This window comes from Faecalibacterium faecis (assembly GCF_040096475.1).
Taxonomy (GTDB): domain Bacteria; phylum Bacillota; class Clostridia; order Oscillospirales; family Ruminococcaceae; genus Faecalibacterium; species Faecalibacterium taiwanense.
In genome coordinates this window covers 80613-95222 of the sequence record NZ_JBBMEP010000011.1, presented here as the reverse complement: position 1 = coordinate 95222, position 14610 = coordinate 80613, and the positions used below count along the sequence as shown (strand labels likewise).

Here is a 14610-nt window from a genome sequence, read left to right as displayed (position 1 = left end):
ATTTTCGCTCGTATCTGCTCGGTGTCTGCACCGCCAGAATTGAAGTGCCTTGCAAGCTGGTTGAGGTTGCCGCCCACCTTGCTGCACTGGGCAAGCAAGGTGGAAACAGCGGTCAGGGTTTCTTCTCCGCCGCCTGCAACGATGACCGTTTTCTCGATCTTGACGTTGTGGATGGCGCGGCGGATGAAAGTGGAGAGGGAGAGATTCAGGAGTTTGCAAGTGAGTTCCAGTGACGCTTTTTCCTCCACTGTCACACGGAACTTGATGACGTGCGTTTTGTTGTTCGGCGTGTCGTGGCGCTGGGAATTGCTAGGGGTCGATTGAACATTCGTTTTGGTCATTGTACCTCCTGTCTGTTCGATAACTCCTCGGTGAAGTTATGTAAAGCACGACACGCCGTTGCTATTCGCACCGTCAGGTGCGAACCATGAGCAGGGTTTGGGGCAGGCACGCCCCAACAAGATCACTTCGGAAATGCAGTCGCATTGAAGAAGTGAAGTCCCGGTGGAGCACAAGATTTTCAAGAATTGAAAATTTGTGGTCACGGGACGGTTCTTGCCCTCTACCGCTGCGCTCAAAACGCATTTTCAACAAATGTTTCCGAATTGTTAAGACGCAAAAATAAGTAGAGGTGGTGCTGCTCATGTAAGGGGGTCACCGTTTGCTCCGAACGCAGTTCCTGTCCCTGTTTGTGCAGCGACGTTGACGAAAAGTCGGTATCACGTTCGGTCGGCTCATGAGATTTTCAAGGTGCGTTTCCCGTAAAAGAAAAATACCGCCCATGCAGCATAGCGAAGGATTTTGTCGGGTGAATTAGGCGGCAAAATGAATCGGGTGTGTTGCGGGACGGTAAAATCTTCATAGGAAATAGACCCTCAACGTGTGGTCATTTACAACTAACGCAGTGGGATTTGCGATAGAGGGTATCATAGATTGCAAGTTGCGTCAAGATGGTTTTGCAAAATTTATTATGGTAAAGCGGCAAAAGTATTACTAATACAAAATGCCCTCCCACGAATGGGAGGGCGCATGATGAAGGAGAAAATGAAGAAAGCAAATTGCGGATGGGTTTGAAATGAGGGTTCAGAGGGCAGACATAAAAGCAATGTCCTCTGCGGCGCAGTTCAGGATGACTTCTTCCCGAAGAAGCGGAATGTCCCGGCTCTGCTGGTGCAGCCACTTAGAAATCTCTGCATACTGGATACAGCCTTTTCCCAACGGTGTAGGGCCGTAGGTATCGTAAGTTCCCGTAGAGCCATAAGTGAAATCTTTGACATGAATCGCATCAATGCGAGAACCAATCAGGGAAAGCCAGTCATTCCAAAGCTTTGTCTGATGGAGAATGTTGTGGTTTTCCAGTACATTGGCCGGGTCAAAGATGAAGTGCAGATGCTCCGGGTCGGCTACACGGTCAATCAGCTGCTGAACCACTTCCATGCTGTCCAGTGGATGCCAATAGACCGGCTCCACTGCAAAGATAGCGTCCATTTTTGCAGCGGTTTCTACGATGCGGAGAACACTGTCGAACATCCATTCGCGCCGTGCAGCGCGTTTCTCTGCATCCAGATGCAGATAGGAAGTTTCACTGCCGACGCAGCGACCGCCTGCAAGATGCTGCCAGCTCAGAACGCGGCAGATATTCTGCACAGCAGTGGCACGTTTTTCTGCGTCCGGGTCGCTCAAATCCTGATAGCAGCCCAGCACGGAAATTTCTACATCATGCGCGGCAAACCCACTCCGAAGGGTTTCCAACTGTTCCGGCGAGATATGTTGATAATCATTGATGCCTTCAATGGCCTTTGGCACGGCGACCTGTGCAGCCTGATAACCGGCATTGTGCAGAATTAATGCCAGTTCCTGCGCCGGGTGCTTGCCATAATCGTGGGCACGGCAGCCAATCTTCATAGCAGGTGCCTTTCTTTACTGGGGCTGCTTGCCGATGTAGGCCAGAATGCCGCCGTCCACATACAGGATCAGGCCGTTGACGAAATCAGATGCCTCGGAAGCAAGGAACACGGCGGGTCCGCCCAGATCCTCGGCCTCGCCCCAGCGGCCTGCGGGGGTCTTGGCAACGATGAACTGGTCGAAGGGGTGACGGCTGCCGTCGGGCTGGATCTCGCGCAGCGGTGCGGTCTGCGGGGTAGCAATGTAGCCGGGTCCGATGCCGTTGCACTGGATGTTGTAAGCGCCGTACTCGGAAGCGATATTCTTGGTCAGCATCTTCAGACCGCCCTTGGCTGCTGCATAAGCAGAAACGGTCTCACGGCCCAGCTCGCTCATCATGGAGCAGATGTTGATGATCTTGCCGCCGCCCTGTGCGATCATATCAGGGATGATGGCCTTTGCCACGATGAAGGGCGCGTTCAGGTCAACATCAATGACCTGACGGAACTGTGCTGCGCTCATCTCAGTCATGGGGATGCGCTTGATGATGCCGGCGTTGTTGACCAGAATGTTGATGTGGCCGACTTCCTCGGTGATCTTGGCGACCATGGCGTTGACGGCGTCCTCATCGGTGACGTCGCAGACGTAGCCGTGTGCCTTGATGCCGGCCTCTGCATAGGAAGCCAGACCCTTGTCCACCAGCTCCTGCTTGATATCATTGAACACGATGGTAGCGCCGTTGGCTGCCATAGCCTTTGCAATTGCCATGCCGATGCCGTAGGATGCGCCGGTGATCAGCGCCACCTTGCCGGTCAGGTCAAAGGATTTGGGAGTGCAGATAGCCATAATAGTAGTCCTCCATAAAGGTCAGTGAAATATCATTCAAAGGTTTCCAGTGCTTCCACCAGTGCAAGGATGGTCAGCGACTGGCCGTATGCCATGGGAGCAATCAGAATGTTTTTGTAGTGGTCGCGGTCGTAGCCCATACCCGTACCGCCGGATACTTTCAGCACCGTACCATCGGTGTCGATGTTCTTGAGGATTGCACGGATAGCTTTCTTGGCACAGGGCAGGTAGGAATCATCCAGAATCCCCATGCGGATGCCTTTCAGGATGCCAGCGGTGATAGCAGCAGAGCCGGAAGTTTCTTCATAGCTGGTGGAGTCATCCAGAACCGTATGCCAAAGGCCGTCCTCACCCTGAAGGTCACGCAGTGCGCGCACCTGTGCTTTGTAGGTATCCAGAATGAACGTCTTGACGCCTTGATTCAGCGTACCCTTAAACATATCCAGATAGTCCAGAATACCTAGCGTGAACCAGCTGTTGCCGCGGCACCAGAACACGCCGCCAAAGTTGTCCATCCGATTGAACGACCAGCCGTGGAAGAACAGACCGGTGTGGGTATCGTACAGATACTTGATGTGCATCAGCACCTGCTTAATGGATTCGTCGATCCACTCCTGCTTGCCGTACTTCTGGCCCATCCGATTGAGGAACAAGACGGTCATGAACAGGGTGTCGATCCACATCTCGCTCTCGTTTAGGCGAACGCCCTGACGGTCGCCGTTGGCACTGGTGACGTGCTGAAAGCCACCCTCACGGGTACGCGGGATGCACTCCATCAGCCACTTTGCCCAGTCCAGACAAAGGGCTTCAAACTCAGGGTCGTGGTAGATCTCGTTCAATTCACACAGAGTCAGCAGCGGAGTAGTCGTGTTAATATTGCGGGAAGGCAGACCCTGCGCAATGTTCTCCTTGAACCAATCATGCAGAAAGGTGCGGTATTCCTCCGAATCCTGCATCTTGGCGATTTTGAGCAGTCCGTACAGGCCGATGCCCTGCGGCCAGTCCCACTCCTTGATGCCGAAGTCACGGCTAAAAAATCCGATGGCCTCGCCGCCTTCTTTCAAAGTGTCCTCGTTTTCGGGGGCACCAAGGTGCATCAGCTTCTGGATAACAAGATCCAGCTTTTTCTGAATCAGTTCTTTTTTGATTTCGTTTGCCACAAGAAACACCTCATGTATTTGTGTTGTTTTTCTCAGCGGTTGAAGTAAGCGATTTTCGATATTGTGCAGGCGTAACGTGTTGATATTTCTTGAACACACGTCCCAGATAGGTGATGCTCTCAAACCCGGTACGGCTTGCGATTTCGGAAACGGAAAGTGTTGTTGTTTCTAACAGGCTCTGCGCTTTTTTTACCCGCAGGATGTTGATGTATTCGTTGATGCCGAAGCCAGTCACTTCATGGAAGGAACGGCTGAGATAATACTTGCTGATATAAAACTGCTCGGCAAGGCTGTCCAGCGAGAGCGTTTCCTGAAAGTGATCGGAAATGTAGTCTGAGATTTGGTAGACTGCATCGAACTTTCCGCCGCTGGCCTTACCCTCCTGCACATCGTTCAGGCAGGCGACCTGCTGATTGCTGCGCCGGAAGTGGATGAAGCCTAGAATCAACTCCGAAAGGATAGCGGTCTGGCTCATAGGCTCTGCCTTGTCCAGTTCCCCCATGATTTGCAGAAACAATCGGCGGGTATTCGCTGTCTGCTTCGGGGTCAGTTCGTAAATTCCGTAGTGCTTGTGGAAGAACGCACCGATCTTCAGTTCCGGGAACATCTTATCGACCTTTTCCACAATGTCCCGGTCTACATAGAGGATCGCTCGCTCGTATTCGGTTTCCGGGTCTCCCACGATGGAATGGGACATATGAATCTGGCCGCTGTCCACGAGAATCAGGTTCCCGGCCTGTGCTTCATAGGCGCGGTTCTCAAAGAACATCTGCCGCCGCCCACGGAGCAGGAGATAAATTTCGTACTCCTGATGGAAGTGGTTGTACCGCATATCAAAGTTTGCCGGACGAACCATGTGTTCCACCATAATGCCGTTTCGTTTGCGGTAATATTGGGTCGCATCACCCTGAACCATGCTGTGCAGCCATGTTGTTTCCATGAAATGCTCCTTTTCTCCTGAACAGGCGGTGTTCTTGCCTTGATTATGTCATATCTGTTCAGGTTTGACAAGCATTTGCACTGTGGGGCTTACATCAGGCCCAGCGTAGTAGGCAGCCACTCGCTCAGAGCAGGGATGTATGTGACCAGCATCAGTGAGATGAAAATTGCCACAAAGAACGGAACCAGACTTTTCATCACATTCTCCAGACGTTGCTTTGCCAACGAGCATCCCACGAACAGGACGTTGCCAACGGGAGGAGTGATGGTGCCGACAGCCAGATTCATGACCATCATAACGCCGAACTGCACATCGCTCATGCCGAAGGCGCGGACAATGGGCAGGAAGATCGGGGTGAAGATCAGCAGAGCCGGTGCCATATCCATAAAGGTGCCGACGATCAGCAGGAAGATGTTCAGGATGAGCAGCAGGACGTACTTGTTGTCGGAGATGCCCAGAACCATTTTACTGATGGCAGCAGGCAGGCCGGTGAAACTCAGAACAAAGCTCAGGACGGAGGATGCACCGATGATCAGCATGACAACGGTGGTCATGTTTGCAGTCTGCACCAGAATACGGGGCATATCCTTCAGGTCGATGGACTTGTAGATGAAAACTGACAGGATAAAGGCATAAGCAACAGCCACAGCGGAGGCTTCCGTGGGGCTGAACACACCGGACAGGATACCGCCGATGATAATGACGATGAGCAGCAGGCTGGGGATGGCACGCCAGATGGTGTTCAAGGTCTCGCTGACGCTCAGCTTCTGAGCCTTGTCGCCCTTACGGACATAACCGTATTTCTTTGCGATGAAATAACCAACGACCATGCAGGCGGCAGTCCAGAGCAGACCGGGAATCCATCCAGCCATAAACAGGGTTGCAACGGAAGTGCCGCCACTTGCGGTGGAGTAGACGATAAATGCGGTAGTAGGGGGAATCAGCTGGCCGACCGGAGCGGTGGCCACATTCATGGCAGCGGAGAAACCTTCGTCATAGCCTTCCTCTTTTTCCATGGGGAGCATAACGCCGCCGATTGCGGTAGCAGCTGCGATACCAGAACCAGAAATAGAACCGAACATTGCGTTGCCAGCGGCGTTGGTCAGAGCCAGTGCACCGGGCACCCGCCGCAGAACCAGCATGGCTAAGTCAACCAATCGGTGCGCGATGCCGCCGTTGCTCATCAGCAGACCGGCTAAGATAAAGAACGGAACGGCGATCAGCGAAAGACTATCAATGCCCGCGATGACTTTCTGGGCGGAAACGAACATACCGAATTGTGGGGTAAGGAAAGCGGTGATGGTGATAAATGCAGATGCAACGATGCTGTACGAAACAGGTACGCTGAACATCAGCAGCAGCGCGAAGCTGACCACCAGAAGGATAGCGGCTTGCAGTTCCATTTAAGCGACCTCCTTGTCTTTATCCCGGAAGAGATGATACAGATTGTTCAGGCTGTAAAGGATCATCAGCGCACCGCCGATGGGAATGCAGGCGTAGTAGCACTCCATGGGCAGCTTCATAGCCGCCGAAATCTGACCGTGGGCGTTCATCGTGACGGCGATGCCGCCTACCACAAAGACCGCGGCGCTCAGTGCCAGAACAACGAACTCTACAAAGATCTGGGTGCGGCGCTGACCAGTGGGTTCAAAACTCTTGACCAGCAGGTCGATGGCCAGATGCTGCTTGGCACCGTAGGCATACGGCGCACCCAGCATAGTCAGCCAAATCAGTGCGAAACGCAGGATTTCTTCGGTGTATTTGCTGGGATTGCCCAGCACGAAGCGGGTAATGACCTGCCAGCAGCAGACAACGACCATCGCCGCAACCATAAAGGCGAGAACAGAGCTTAAAATCTTATTCAGTACTTTCATTTGCTTGTATCCTCCGCATAGCTCTGGATATCATCGTACAGCCTCTGGTAGGCATCGCCTTTTGCAAGGAAGTTCTGGTGAATGGGCTGCACAGCTTCGATAAACGGAGTCTTGTCGATGTCACGGTAAACGTGTACGCCGTAGCTCTCCGCCTCAGTTATGGCATCGTCCATCATCTGATTGTACTTCTGTACGAAGTTGTCATTCAGCTTGCTGAAGCATTCCAGCAGATAGTCCTGCTGCTCCTTGGAGAGCTTGTTCCAGACCTTCGTGCTGATGATGTAAATGTCAGGGGTGTACTGATGCTCGGTGTAGGTGTAGGACTTGACGATCTCCTCATGCTTGTCAACGGTCAGAGCCAGCTCAGTGTTCTCTGCACCGTCCACGATGCCCTGCTGCAAAGAGGTGTACGTTTCACTTGCGGACATAGGAACGGGAGAACCGCCCATAGCTTCAATCATATCCATGGAAGTGGAGCTGACCATGGAACGAATCTTTTTGCCTTTCAGCACGGCGGGAGAAGTAACTGCCACATCGTCTTTCAGATAGAAGTTGCGCGCACCATTGCAATAATATCCGATTGCGATGTAGCCTGCATCCTCCGTGGCGTTGAACAGCTCACGAATGACCTGACTGTTTGCCATTGCATTGTAGTAGTGTTCCTGCCCTTTGAACAGGTACGGCAGAGAGAAGATGGTGTAGCGGTCATCGAACTGGCCCAGCGTATTTGCGCTGATTTTTGCCATGTCCAGAACACCGGCCTGCACCAACTCGACCATGGCCGTTTCAGAACCCAGAACACCACTGGGATAGATAGAAACTTCCATGTTCATGCTCTCATCTTCGGCCACCAGATCGGACAGATACGCGATCGTGCCGCCGATCTCGGAATCGCCCGCCTGACCGTGCGCCAGCCGGAGCTGGATCTTGTCATTGCCAATGCTGCCGTTTACCTTGAAAAAGGTGGAAACTCCGATTCCCAGCAGCACGACGACAATGACGGTCAACAAGATTTTTGATGTCTTTTTCATTGTCATTCCTCCTAAATGATTTGCTCGTTCGGTGCGACTTTCTGGTTGTAATTATACAGCCTTTGGGGCCAGCTTTCTCGCAAAGAATTGCGAATGAAGCCGAAAATTCAAACGATATTGCGTTTGTGTTGTATACATTTTTTCGCTTTTCTCTATTGTTTTGTTGAAATGGACAATATTTCTTGCTATTTTTCTACATACAAATAATTTTTTAGATCAATTCGTCCGTTTTTTCTGCGCAATATTGTTTGAGCGTAAGCAGAAAAGAGCCACCCGTAGTTTGTTACGGATGGCTCTTGACATGTTTCTTTTATAAAAGGTTGCCGCTCAGTTCAGCCGGAATACCTGCTCCAGCTTGGGCTGTGCGCCGGTCACGGGGTCCATTTCCAATTCCAGAATGTCCTTCATGTACTCGTTCCAGCGGGCAACGACCGGGCTTTCTGCCTGCACTTTCTCGGCATAGGCAACGCCCTTTTCGCACTCATAGTAGCCGAACAGTTCATCGTTGCAGTAGAAGATGCTGTAATTGCAGATGCCGGCGTCTTTTAATACTTGCACCATCTCCGGCCAGATCTCTGCATGACGTTTCTGGTATTCGGCCTTGCAGCCGGGCTTGATGCGGCCTTTCCATGCCATGTGTTCCATGCTCTGCTCCTTAGTTGAGGAACTTCTCGTTCAGGGTCACGCCAAAGTCGCGGGCAATGGCACGCAGGTCGTCATCGGTGATGGTCTGCCGGATGATGCCGCCGCCCATGGAGAGCACCTTGACGTAGATTTCTGCGCTCTTTTCAATGGTGTGGGCCAGACCGAAGGTGATGTCAAAGTCCGGACCGGAGGCAAACAGACCGTGCTGTGCCCAGATGGCGGCCTGATAAGTCTTCATCAGCTCACTGGTGGCCATGGCAATGTCTGCCCCGCCGGGCACCATCCACGGGCAGACGCCCACGCCCTCCGGGAACACCACCGGGCACTCGGTGGCGCTCTGCCACAGCGCACGGGTGAAGTCCCGGTCGGTCAGGGGCAGGATGTAGGTCAGGGCGATCACGTTGGTGGCGTGGCAGTGGTAGATGACACGGTTTGCGCCATTGGTGGCGGCTTTGCGGACGCTGTGGTTCATAAAGTGGCTGGGGAACTCGGATGTGGGCTTTGCGCCGTCCTCCAGGCCCCAGACAATGCGCCAGCTGTCGCCCTTGTCGTTGATCTCCACAATGCCGATGCTATGGACAGGGTCCGGCTCCACGTTGCGGAAAAACTTGCCGGAGCCGGTGGTAATGAAATACTCGCCCGCCAGATTGTCCGCCTGCACGCCCATGTTCACCCATTCGCGGGGCTGCGGGTCAAAGAAGGGACGGCACTGGGCCACTTCCTCTTCCTTCATGCGGTAGGTCAGGTTGCCGCCGTTGCGCTCGTGCCAGCCCTGCAGCCAGCCATCGTTGCACATCCGCATAAAGCCTTTTACGATTTCAATATCCAGAATACCCATGATAAATACCTCTCTTTTCCTCTTCAAACTTAATTATCGAGTGATGATGTCCACAGGAACATCGAAGATCTTTGCCACTTTCAGAATGGTGTCGATGTGACGGCCGGTAGCCGCAGCCATGTGGTGGGTGGGGCCAGCCTCGCTCCAGCGGTTACAGAACTCCCGTGCGCCGCAGGTAAAGCGGGTGCGCATATTGGTGTCACCAAAGGTGAAGATGGGGCCGGGTTCGTTGACACCCTCGGCCACCACGAACTTGAAGTGACCGTCCTTGTCCTGCGTAATGCCCAGATAGGTCACAGGGCCAAGATGGGGGTAGAACTGGGTCAAGTAGCCGCCGCCGGTCTTGCCGTGGAACACAGGCACGATCTTCATGGTGGGCTTCTTCTCGGAAATGTCAGCATCACCGGAACCAGAGTGGCCGATGATGCAGATATCCTCGTCAAAGTCGATGGAGTACATCTCGCTCAGCTGGCCGCAGCCTGCAATGGTCTTGAGGATGCTCATGGCCATGGAAACCTTGATATCGCCTTCCACGGCGCAGGCCACGCCCTGCTTGATGAGCATGGAGAACGCCGGAATCAGCATGCTGTCCAGCACACCGGCCTTGCCCTGTGCAAAACCATCGTAGTGGGATGCGATGAACGCGATCTTCTCATCCTTGACCCACTGTTCAAAGGCCACGACATACTTCGCCATGTCCCAGACCTTTTCAATGGTGCCACCGCCCTCGATATCGAAGGTGTCCAGAATATCCTGTGCCTTGGTGCGGATGGCAGCTTCATCGGTGATGTTGTCGGCGATGGCCCACATCTTCTCCCAGTCGAACTGCTTGGTGTAGAGGAACATCCGGTTGTAGAGGTTGGTTTCGTCGATGTACAAGTCCATCATGCCGGGGTACGGACGGCCGATCTGCGCCAGATTGGTGTCGCGGAAGCGGCGGCGCACCTGTGCGGCACGGCACCAGTCCTCGATCTCGGCCTGCACCTGCGGGTCGCCGCCCTCGACAACGCCGGTGATGACGGCGTGACGCTTGCCAGCGCGCTCCAGGTCGGCCACCATCTCGCCCACGGCACCACAGGCATACAGCTCGCCCAGCCAAGTGGGGGTGTCGGTATTGGCGTAGTCCGGGGCTTTCTTCTTCTGGACATTCACCAGTACCACGGGTACGTTAAGGTCGCGCACGGCGGGCAGCATATTGTAAGAGGTGGCGTAGGTCAGCAACTGCAAAATGACCAGATCAACGTCCGCGGCGCGGAACTTGTCGCCTGCGGCCATGGAAAGTTCCTTGGTGGTAACGATGCCGCCGTCCACGATTTCCACGGTGTCGGGGATGGTCTTTTTGAAGTCGGCGTACTGCTGCTCAAATTCGGGCACGAGGGTCGGGAACTGGGGCAGATACGCGCCCAGAGCAATGGCGAACACGCCAACACGGGCTTTGGTTTCAACGAGCATGGATAATCCTCCTTATTGAATGTTCATCTGGATCTTCAAATTGCCGATGGCCGTTGCCTCGATGGGCAGAGCCACGACCTGTTTTCCGGTATAATGGGCGGTCAGCTCGTTCAGGGTGGCGTTCTTTGCGCCGCCACCTGCGATGTAGAGTTTATCCCAGTGCTGCCCGGTCACAGCCTCCATCTCACGATAGGCTTCCCCGTAGCAGTACGCAAGCGAATGGTAGATGCTGTTGATAAGGTCGGCATCCGTGGCAGGGGCTTCACCGGTCTCGGTAAGAGCGGCTCTGATTTCCGCGTGCATGTCCTGCGGCGCGGAGAAACGGGCTTCATTCACATCAAAAATGCGGGTGTAGGTGCTGGTCTTGGCCAGTTCCACCATCTCAGCAAAGGAGATGCCCAGCTGCTTTTGCACGCACTGGATGATCCACAGACCCATGATGTTTTTCAGGTAGCGGATGTATCCCACGCCGCCCTCGTTGGTAAAGTTTGCGCGGCGGCTCTCCGGGCTGGTGATGGGCTTAGCCAGCTTGACCCCCAGCAAACTCCATGTACCGGAGGAAAGGAACGGCGCATCCCCCTGCTCCATGGGAATGCCCTCCACCGCGCTGGCGGTGTCGTGGGTGGCGCACAGCACCACCTTGGTCTGCCCACCCACCTCGGCGGCAATGTTGGGCATCAGCGACCCCAGCACCGTGCCGGGTGCGGTCAGCTTGGGGAACATCGTTTCCGGCAGGCCAAGCGCCTGTAAAATTTCCGGGTCATATTCCCCGGTCTGAGCATTCACAAGGCCGGTGGAGGTGGCATTGGTGTACTCGCGGGCTTTTACGCCGCACAGTTTCCACAGCAGATATTCCGGGATCATCAAAAAGTCCTCGGCCTCTGCCAGCCGTCCGGCTTTTTTGTCAGCGTACAGCTGATAAATGCTGTTGAAGGGCTGGAACTGGATGCCGGTGCGCTGGTAAAGCTGTTCAAAGGGCAGGATGCTGTGTACTTCGGGAATGACCGCCTGCGTCCGGCTGTCGCGGTAAGTGTAGACCGGATAAATCGGCTGATCGTTTTTCAGCAGCACATAATCAACGGCCCATGTATCAATGGAAAGGCTCTCGATGGCCGGATACTTTGCAAAGGCTTCCCGGATGCCGTTCTTCACATTGGCGAACAGGCTGTCGATGTCCCATTTCAGATGACCGTTTACCCGCTGGACGCTGTTGGGGAACCGATACACTTCCTCGGTGCGGAGAACGCCGTTCTCCATCCATCCGACAATGTGCCGCCCGCTGGATGCACCAATGTCGATAGCAAGATAGTTCTTTTGCATAATGCGCCTCCTGTGTGGATTCTTTGACCTAAGTATACGGGTTCTTCCGCCGTGATTCCATCGGCAAAGGTGACGCATTTTTTGTGAAAAGTCCACTCTCCCATTTTGAAAATCGTCCAACATAAGCAAAAAAGCCGGAACGCTCCGTATGGAAGGAGCATTCCAGCCTTTTTGCATGATGAGGTAATGAAGAAGAAATGGGGAATTTAAGCAAAGCGGTGATGTAGAAGCTTACAGCTGGCTCTTGTACAGCTCAACGATCTCTTCCACGCTGGTGTCGCGGGGATTACCGGGGCGGCAAGCGTCTGCAAAGGCAGATTCAGCGAGGAACTGGATGTCCTCTTCCTTCAGGATACCTTTCAGATTGGTGGGGATGCCAACGTCAGCAGACAGCTGCTTGACAGCGGCGATGGTAGAATCAGCGGCCTGTGCGTCGTTCATCTCGTCGATGCCCTTCACGCCCATGGCCTTGCCGACAGCACGGTAACGCTCGCCAGCGATGGTCTTGTTGTACTCCAGACCAACCGGCAGCAGGATGGCGCAGGCCACACCGTGCGGGGTGTCATACAGGGCAGACAGGCCGTGTGCCATGGAGTGAACAATGCCCAGACCCACATTGGAGAAGCCCATACCGGCGATATACTCGCCCAGAGCCATACCCTCGCGGCCCTCCGGGGTGTTCTGGACAGCACCACGCAGGTTCTCGCTGATCAGCTTGATGGCTTCCAGATGGAACATATCGGAAATGACGCAGTGACCCTTGGTGATGTAGCCCTCGATGGCATGGGTCAAAGCGTCCATACCGGTGGCGGCGGTCAGGCCCTTGGGCATAGAGGACATCATATCGGGATCGACAACTGCAATCTCAGGGATGTCGTTGGTATCCACGCAGACGAACTTGCGCTTCTTCTCCACATCGGTGATGACGTAGTTGATGGTGACTTCAGCAGCAGTGCCGGCAGTGGTGGGTACTGCGATGGTGAACACAGCGTGCTTCTTGGTGGGAGCAACGCCCTCCAGAGAACGCACATCGGCGAACTCAGGGTTGTTGATGATGATGCCGATAGCCTTTGCAGTGTCCATGGAGGAGCCGCCGCCAATGGTCACGATGCAGTCAGCCTCGGCAACCTTGAAGGCAGCCACGCCGTCCTGTACGTTGGCGATGGTGGGGTTGGGCTTGATCTCGCTGTAAACAGCATAGGCAAAGCTTGCAGCATCCAGCAGGTCGGTGACCTTTTTGGTAACACCAAATTTGATCAGGTCGGGGTCGGAGCAGACGAAAGCCTTCTTGTAGCCACGGGCGGTCAGCTCGGGAACGATGTTCTCGATGGCACCGTGGCCATGGTAAGAAATGCTGTTCAGAACAATACGATCGGCCATAATTACAAAACCTCCAAATTGACACTTCTCTTTTTGCTGCAATCGCTTGGATTGGCAGAAAGATAACAAACTTTCTGTTCATTAGTATACTGGCCGCATTCGGAAAATTCCATCCGAAAAAGTACTCTCTTTTTTGTGAAAAGTCTACTCTTGCCCCCAAAAGGCGTGTGCGCTATACTAAAAACAGAAAGAGAGGAATCGAAAAATGCTGACTTATAACATGGATGTGACCCCGGAAAGCGTATGGAAACGCACAACACCCAGCGAAGCAGAGCTGGCACAACCTTATTATTGCACCGAAGCGGGGGTGTTCTATGCCCAGCAACATTTTTCTACGGCGCGCACGGACAAGGAAAGCTACATTTTGTTCTATACCCTGCGCGGAGCCGGGCTGATCGAGCAGGATGGGAACCATGTGATCCTCAGCACCGGGCAGGCATTGCTGCTCAACTGCCGTACTCCGCAAAGCTACTGCACTGCACCGGGACAAAGCTGCTGGCACCATTATTGGGTGCATCTGGACGGTGTGGGCGTTGCGGCCATGGAACCGCTGCTGTTTCCGGGCAAAAAATTGACCCCGGTGCAGATCACTGGGGCCAAGATGCAGGAATTGTTTGAAACGATTCTGGGCCAGATGGAGCGCGGCAATGTGGACAGCATGGTGCAGACCGGTCTGACTTTGCACGGGATGCTTGCCCTGTGCGCACAGACCATTCTTGCAGAGGCCGAGACCACCAGCGCACGGCAGGTCATTTTGCAGGCTGCTGAAATCCTGCGAAAGAATTACCAGAAAGAACTTTCTCTTGCTGACCTGCTGGCCGATGCCCACATGAGCAAAAGCTACTTTCTGCGGCTGTTCCGGCGGTATATGGGCACAACGCCCTACAACTACCTCGTCAACTTCCGTATCACGCAGGCAAAGGAACTGCTGGTTCTCACCGACCACAGCGTTACTGAGATCGCGCAGCAGGTCGGTTTTGGCGATGCCAGCAACTTTTCCACCCGGTTTGCCAAGGCGACCGGGCAAAGCCCCTTACAATATCGCAAAAGTGCGCTAAAACCGTTGGACTTTACAAGAGAAGCAGGAGGATTTATGTCAAAATGACACAATTCCTCTAGGGATGTTTAGCATAATGGTGTATGACTATGTTTTATATTTATCGGGCATTAGAGAATCTTTTTGCTAACTCTTACAAAAAGACTATAAAAGACTTGCCATCTTCTGCAAAGTATGGTATAT

At 53.8% G+C, this 14610-nt stretch carries 14 protein-coding genes; 1 reads left to right on the top strand and 13 read right to left on the bottom strand.

Features of this window, described 5'->3' with window-relative positions:
- The 13 genes from WMO17_RS07455 to fucO all read right to left on the bottom strand — a co-directional run.
- Nucleotides 1–341 (bottom strand): plasmid mobilization protein (locus tag WMO17_RS07455; RefSeq protein WP_349137805.1); only part of this gene is annotated, 341 nt, incomplete at its 3' end.
- A 742-nt stretch (nucleotides 342–1083) separates the two neighbouring features.
- Nucleotides 1084–1905, bottom strand: coding sequence for a sugar phosphate isomerase/epimerase family protein (locus tag WMO17_RS07450; RefSeq protein ID WP_120120941.1), 822 nt, complete (start codon nucleotides 1903–1905; stop codon nucleotides 1084–1086).
- 15 nt (nucleotides 1906–1920) lie between these two features.
- Nucleotides 1921–2730, bottom strand: a complete 810-nt coding sequence (locus tag WMO17_RS07445) for a gluconate 5-dehydrogenase (RefSeq protein WP_120120940.1) — start codon at nucleotides 2728–2730, stop codon at nucleotides 1921–1923.
- A 32-nt stretch (nucleotides 2731–2762) separates the two neighbouring features.
- Nucleotides 2763–3890 (bottom strand): glycoside hydrolase family 88/105 protein, encoded by a 1128-nt coding sequence (locus WMO17_RS07440; RefSeq protein ID WP_207666651.1) that lies wholly within the window; start codon nucleotides 3888–3890, stop codon nucleotides 2763–2765.
- A 10-nt stretch (nucleotides 3891–3900) separates the two neighbouring features.
- Nucleotides 3901–4830, bottom strand: coding sequence for an AraC family transcriptional regulator (locus WMO17_RS07435; protein ID WP_120120938.1), 930 nt, complete (start codon nucleotides 4828–4830; stop codon nucleotides 3901–3903).
- Nucleotides 4831–4919: 89 nt separating this feature from the next.
- Complete coding sequence (locus WMO17_RS07430; protein WP_120120937.1) at nucleotides 4920–6233, bottom strand: TRAP transporter large permease; 1314 nt, start codon at nucleotides 6231–6233, stop codon at nucleotides 4920–4922.
- Nucleotides 6234–6704: a TRAP transporter small permease gene (locus tag WMO17_RS07425; protein WP_120120936.1), complete on the bottom strand. Its 471-nt coding sequence runs from the start codon at nucleotides 6702–6704 to the stop codon at nucleotides 6234–6236.
- Nucleotides 6701–7735 carry a TRAP transporter substrate-binding protein DctP gene (dctP, locus tag WMO17_RS07420; RefSeq protein ID WP_120120935.1) on the bottom strand — a complete coding sequence of 345 codons (1035 nt, stop codon included), beginning with the start codon at nucleotides 7733–7735 and terminating at the stop codon, nucleotides 6701–6703. Before dctP ends, WMO17_RS07425 begins: the two co-directional genes overlap by 4 nt.
- 327 nt (nucleotides 7736–8062) lie before the next feature.
- Entirely contained in the window at nucleotides 8063–8380 is a 318-nt protein-coding gene (locus tag WMO17_RS07415; protein WP_120120934.1) for an L-rhamnose mutarotase, read from the bottom strand.
- A 10-nt stretch (nucleotides 8381–8390) separates the two neighbouring features.
- Nucleotides 8391–9218, bottom strand: a complete 828-nt coding sequence (rhaD, locus tag WMO17_RS07410; RefSeq protein ID WP_097783716.1) for a rhamnulose-1-phosphate aldolase — start codon at nucleotides 9216–9218, stop codon at nucleotides 8391–8393.
- Nucleotides 9219–9251: 33 nt separating this feature from the next.
- Entirely contained in the window at nucleotides 9252–10670 is a 1419-nt protein-coding gene (locus WMO17_RS07405) for an arabinose isomerase (protein WP_120120933.1), read from the bottom strand.
- A 12-nt stretch (nucleotides 10671–10682) separates the two neighbouring features.
- Nucleotides 10683–11990, bottom strand: a complete 1308-nt coding sequence (locus WMO17_RS07400; protein ID WP_349137804.1) for a rhamnulokinase — start codon at nucleotides 11988–11990, stop codon at nucleotides 10683–10685.
- Nucleotides 11991–12221: 231 nt separating this feature from the next.
- Nucleotides 12222–13370 carry a lactaldehyde reductase gene (gene fucO, locus WMO17_RS07395; protein WP_120120931.1) on the bottom strand — a complete coding sequence of 383 codons (1149 nt, stop codon included), beginning with the start codon at nucleotides 13368–13370 and terminating at the stop codon, nucleotides 12222–12224.
- 205 nt (nucleotides 13371–13575) lie between these two features.
- Here fucO and WMO17_RS07390 point away from each other — a divergent pair, with 205 nt between their 5' ends.
- Nucleotides 13576–14475: a helix-turn-helix domain-containing protein gene (locus tag WMO17_RS07390; RefSeq protein WP_349137803.1), complete on the top strand. Its 900-nt coding sequence runs from the start codon at nucleotides 13576–13578 to the stop codon at nucleotides 14473–14475.
- Nucleotides 14476–14610: the final 135 nt, after the last annotated feature.

Bases quoted from the DNA above. Each gene is read 5' to 3' on its own strand.
- WMO17_RS07450 (WP_120120941.1), bottom strand. From the start codon at position 1,905: ATGAAGATTGGCTGCCGTGCCCACGATTATGGCAAGCACCCGGCGCAG.
- WMO17_RS07445 (WP_120120940.1), bottom strand. From the start codon at position 2,730: ATGGCTATCTGCACTCCCAAATCCTTTGACCTGACCGGCAAGGTGGCG.
- WMO17_RS07435 (WP_120120938.1), bottom strand. From the start codon at position 4,830: ATGGAAACAACATGGCTGCACAGCATGGTTCAGGGTGATGCGACCCAA.
- WMO17_RS07430 (WP_120120937.1), bottom strand. From the start codon at position 6,233: ATGGAACTGCAAGCCGCTATCCTTCTGGTGGTCAGCTTCGCGCTGCTG.
- WMO17_RS07425 (WP_120120936.1), bottom strand. From the start codon at position 6,704: ATGAAAGTACTGAATAAGATTTTAAGCTCTGTTCTCGCCTTTATGGTT.
- dctP (WP_120120935.1), bottom strand. From the start codon at position 7,735: ATGAAAAAGACATCAAAAATCTTGTTGACCGTCATTGTCGTCGTGCTG.
- WMO17_RS07415 (WP_120120934.1), bottom strand. From the start codon at position 8,380: ATGGAACACATGGCATGGAAAGGCCGCATCAAGCCCGGCTGCAAGGCC.
- rhaD (WP_097783716.1), bottom strand. From the start codon at position 9,218: ATGGGTATTCTGGATATTGAAATCGTAAAAGGCTTTATGCGGATGTGC.
- WMO17_RS07405 (WP_120120933.1), bottom strand. From the start codon at position 10,670: ATGCTCGTTGAAACCAAAGCCCGTGTTGGCGTGTTCGCCATTGCTCTG.
- WMO17_RS07400 (WP_349137804.1), bottom strand. From the start codon at position 11,990: ATGCAAAAGAACTATCTTGCTATCGACATTGGTGCATCCAGCGGGCGG.
- fucO (WP_120120931.1), bottom strand. From the start codon at position 13,370: ATGGCCGATCGTATTGTTCTGAACAGCATTTCTTACCATGGCCACGGT.
- WMO17_RS07390 (WP_349137803.1), top strand. From the start codon at position 13,576: ATGCTGACTTATAACATGGATGTGACCCCGGAAAGCGTATGGAAACGC.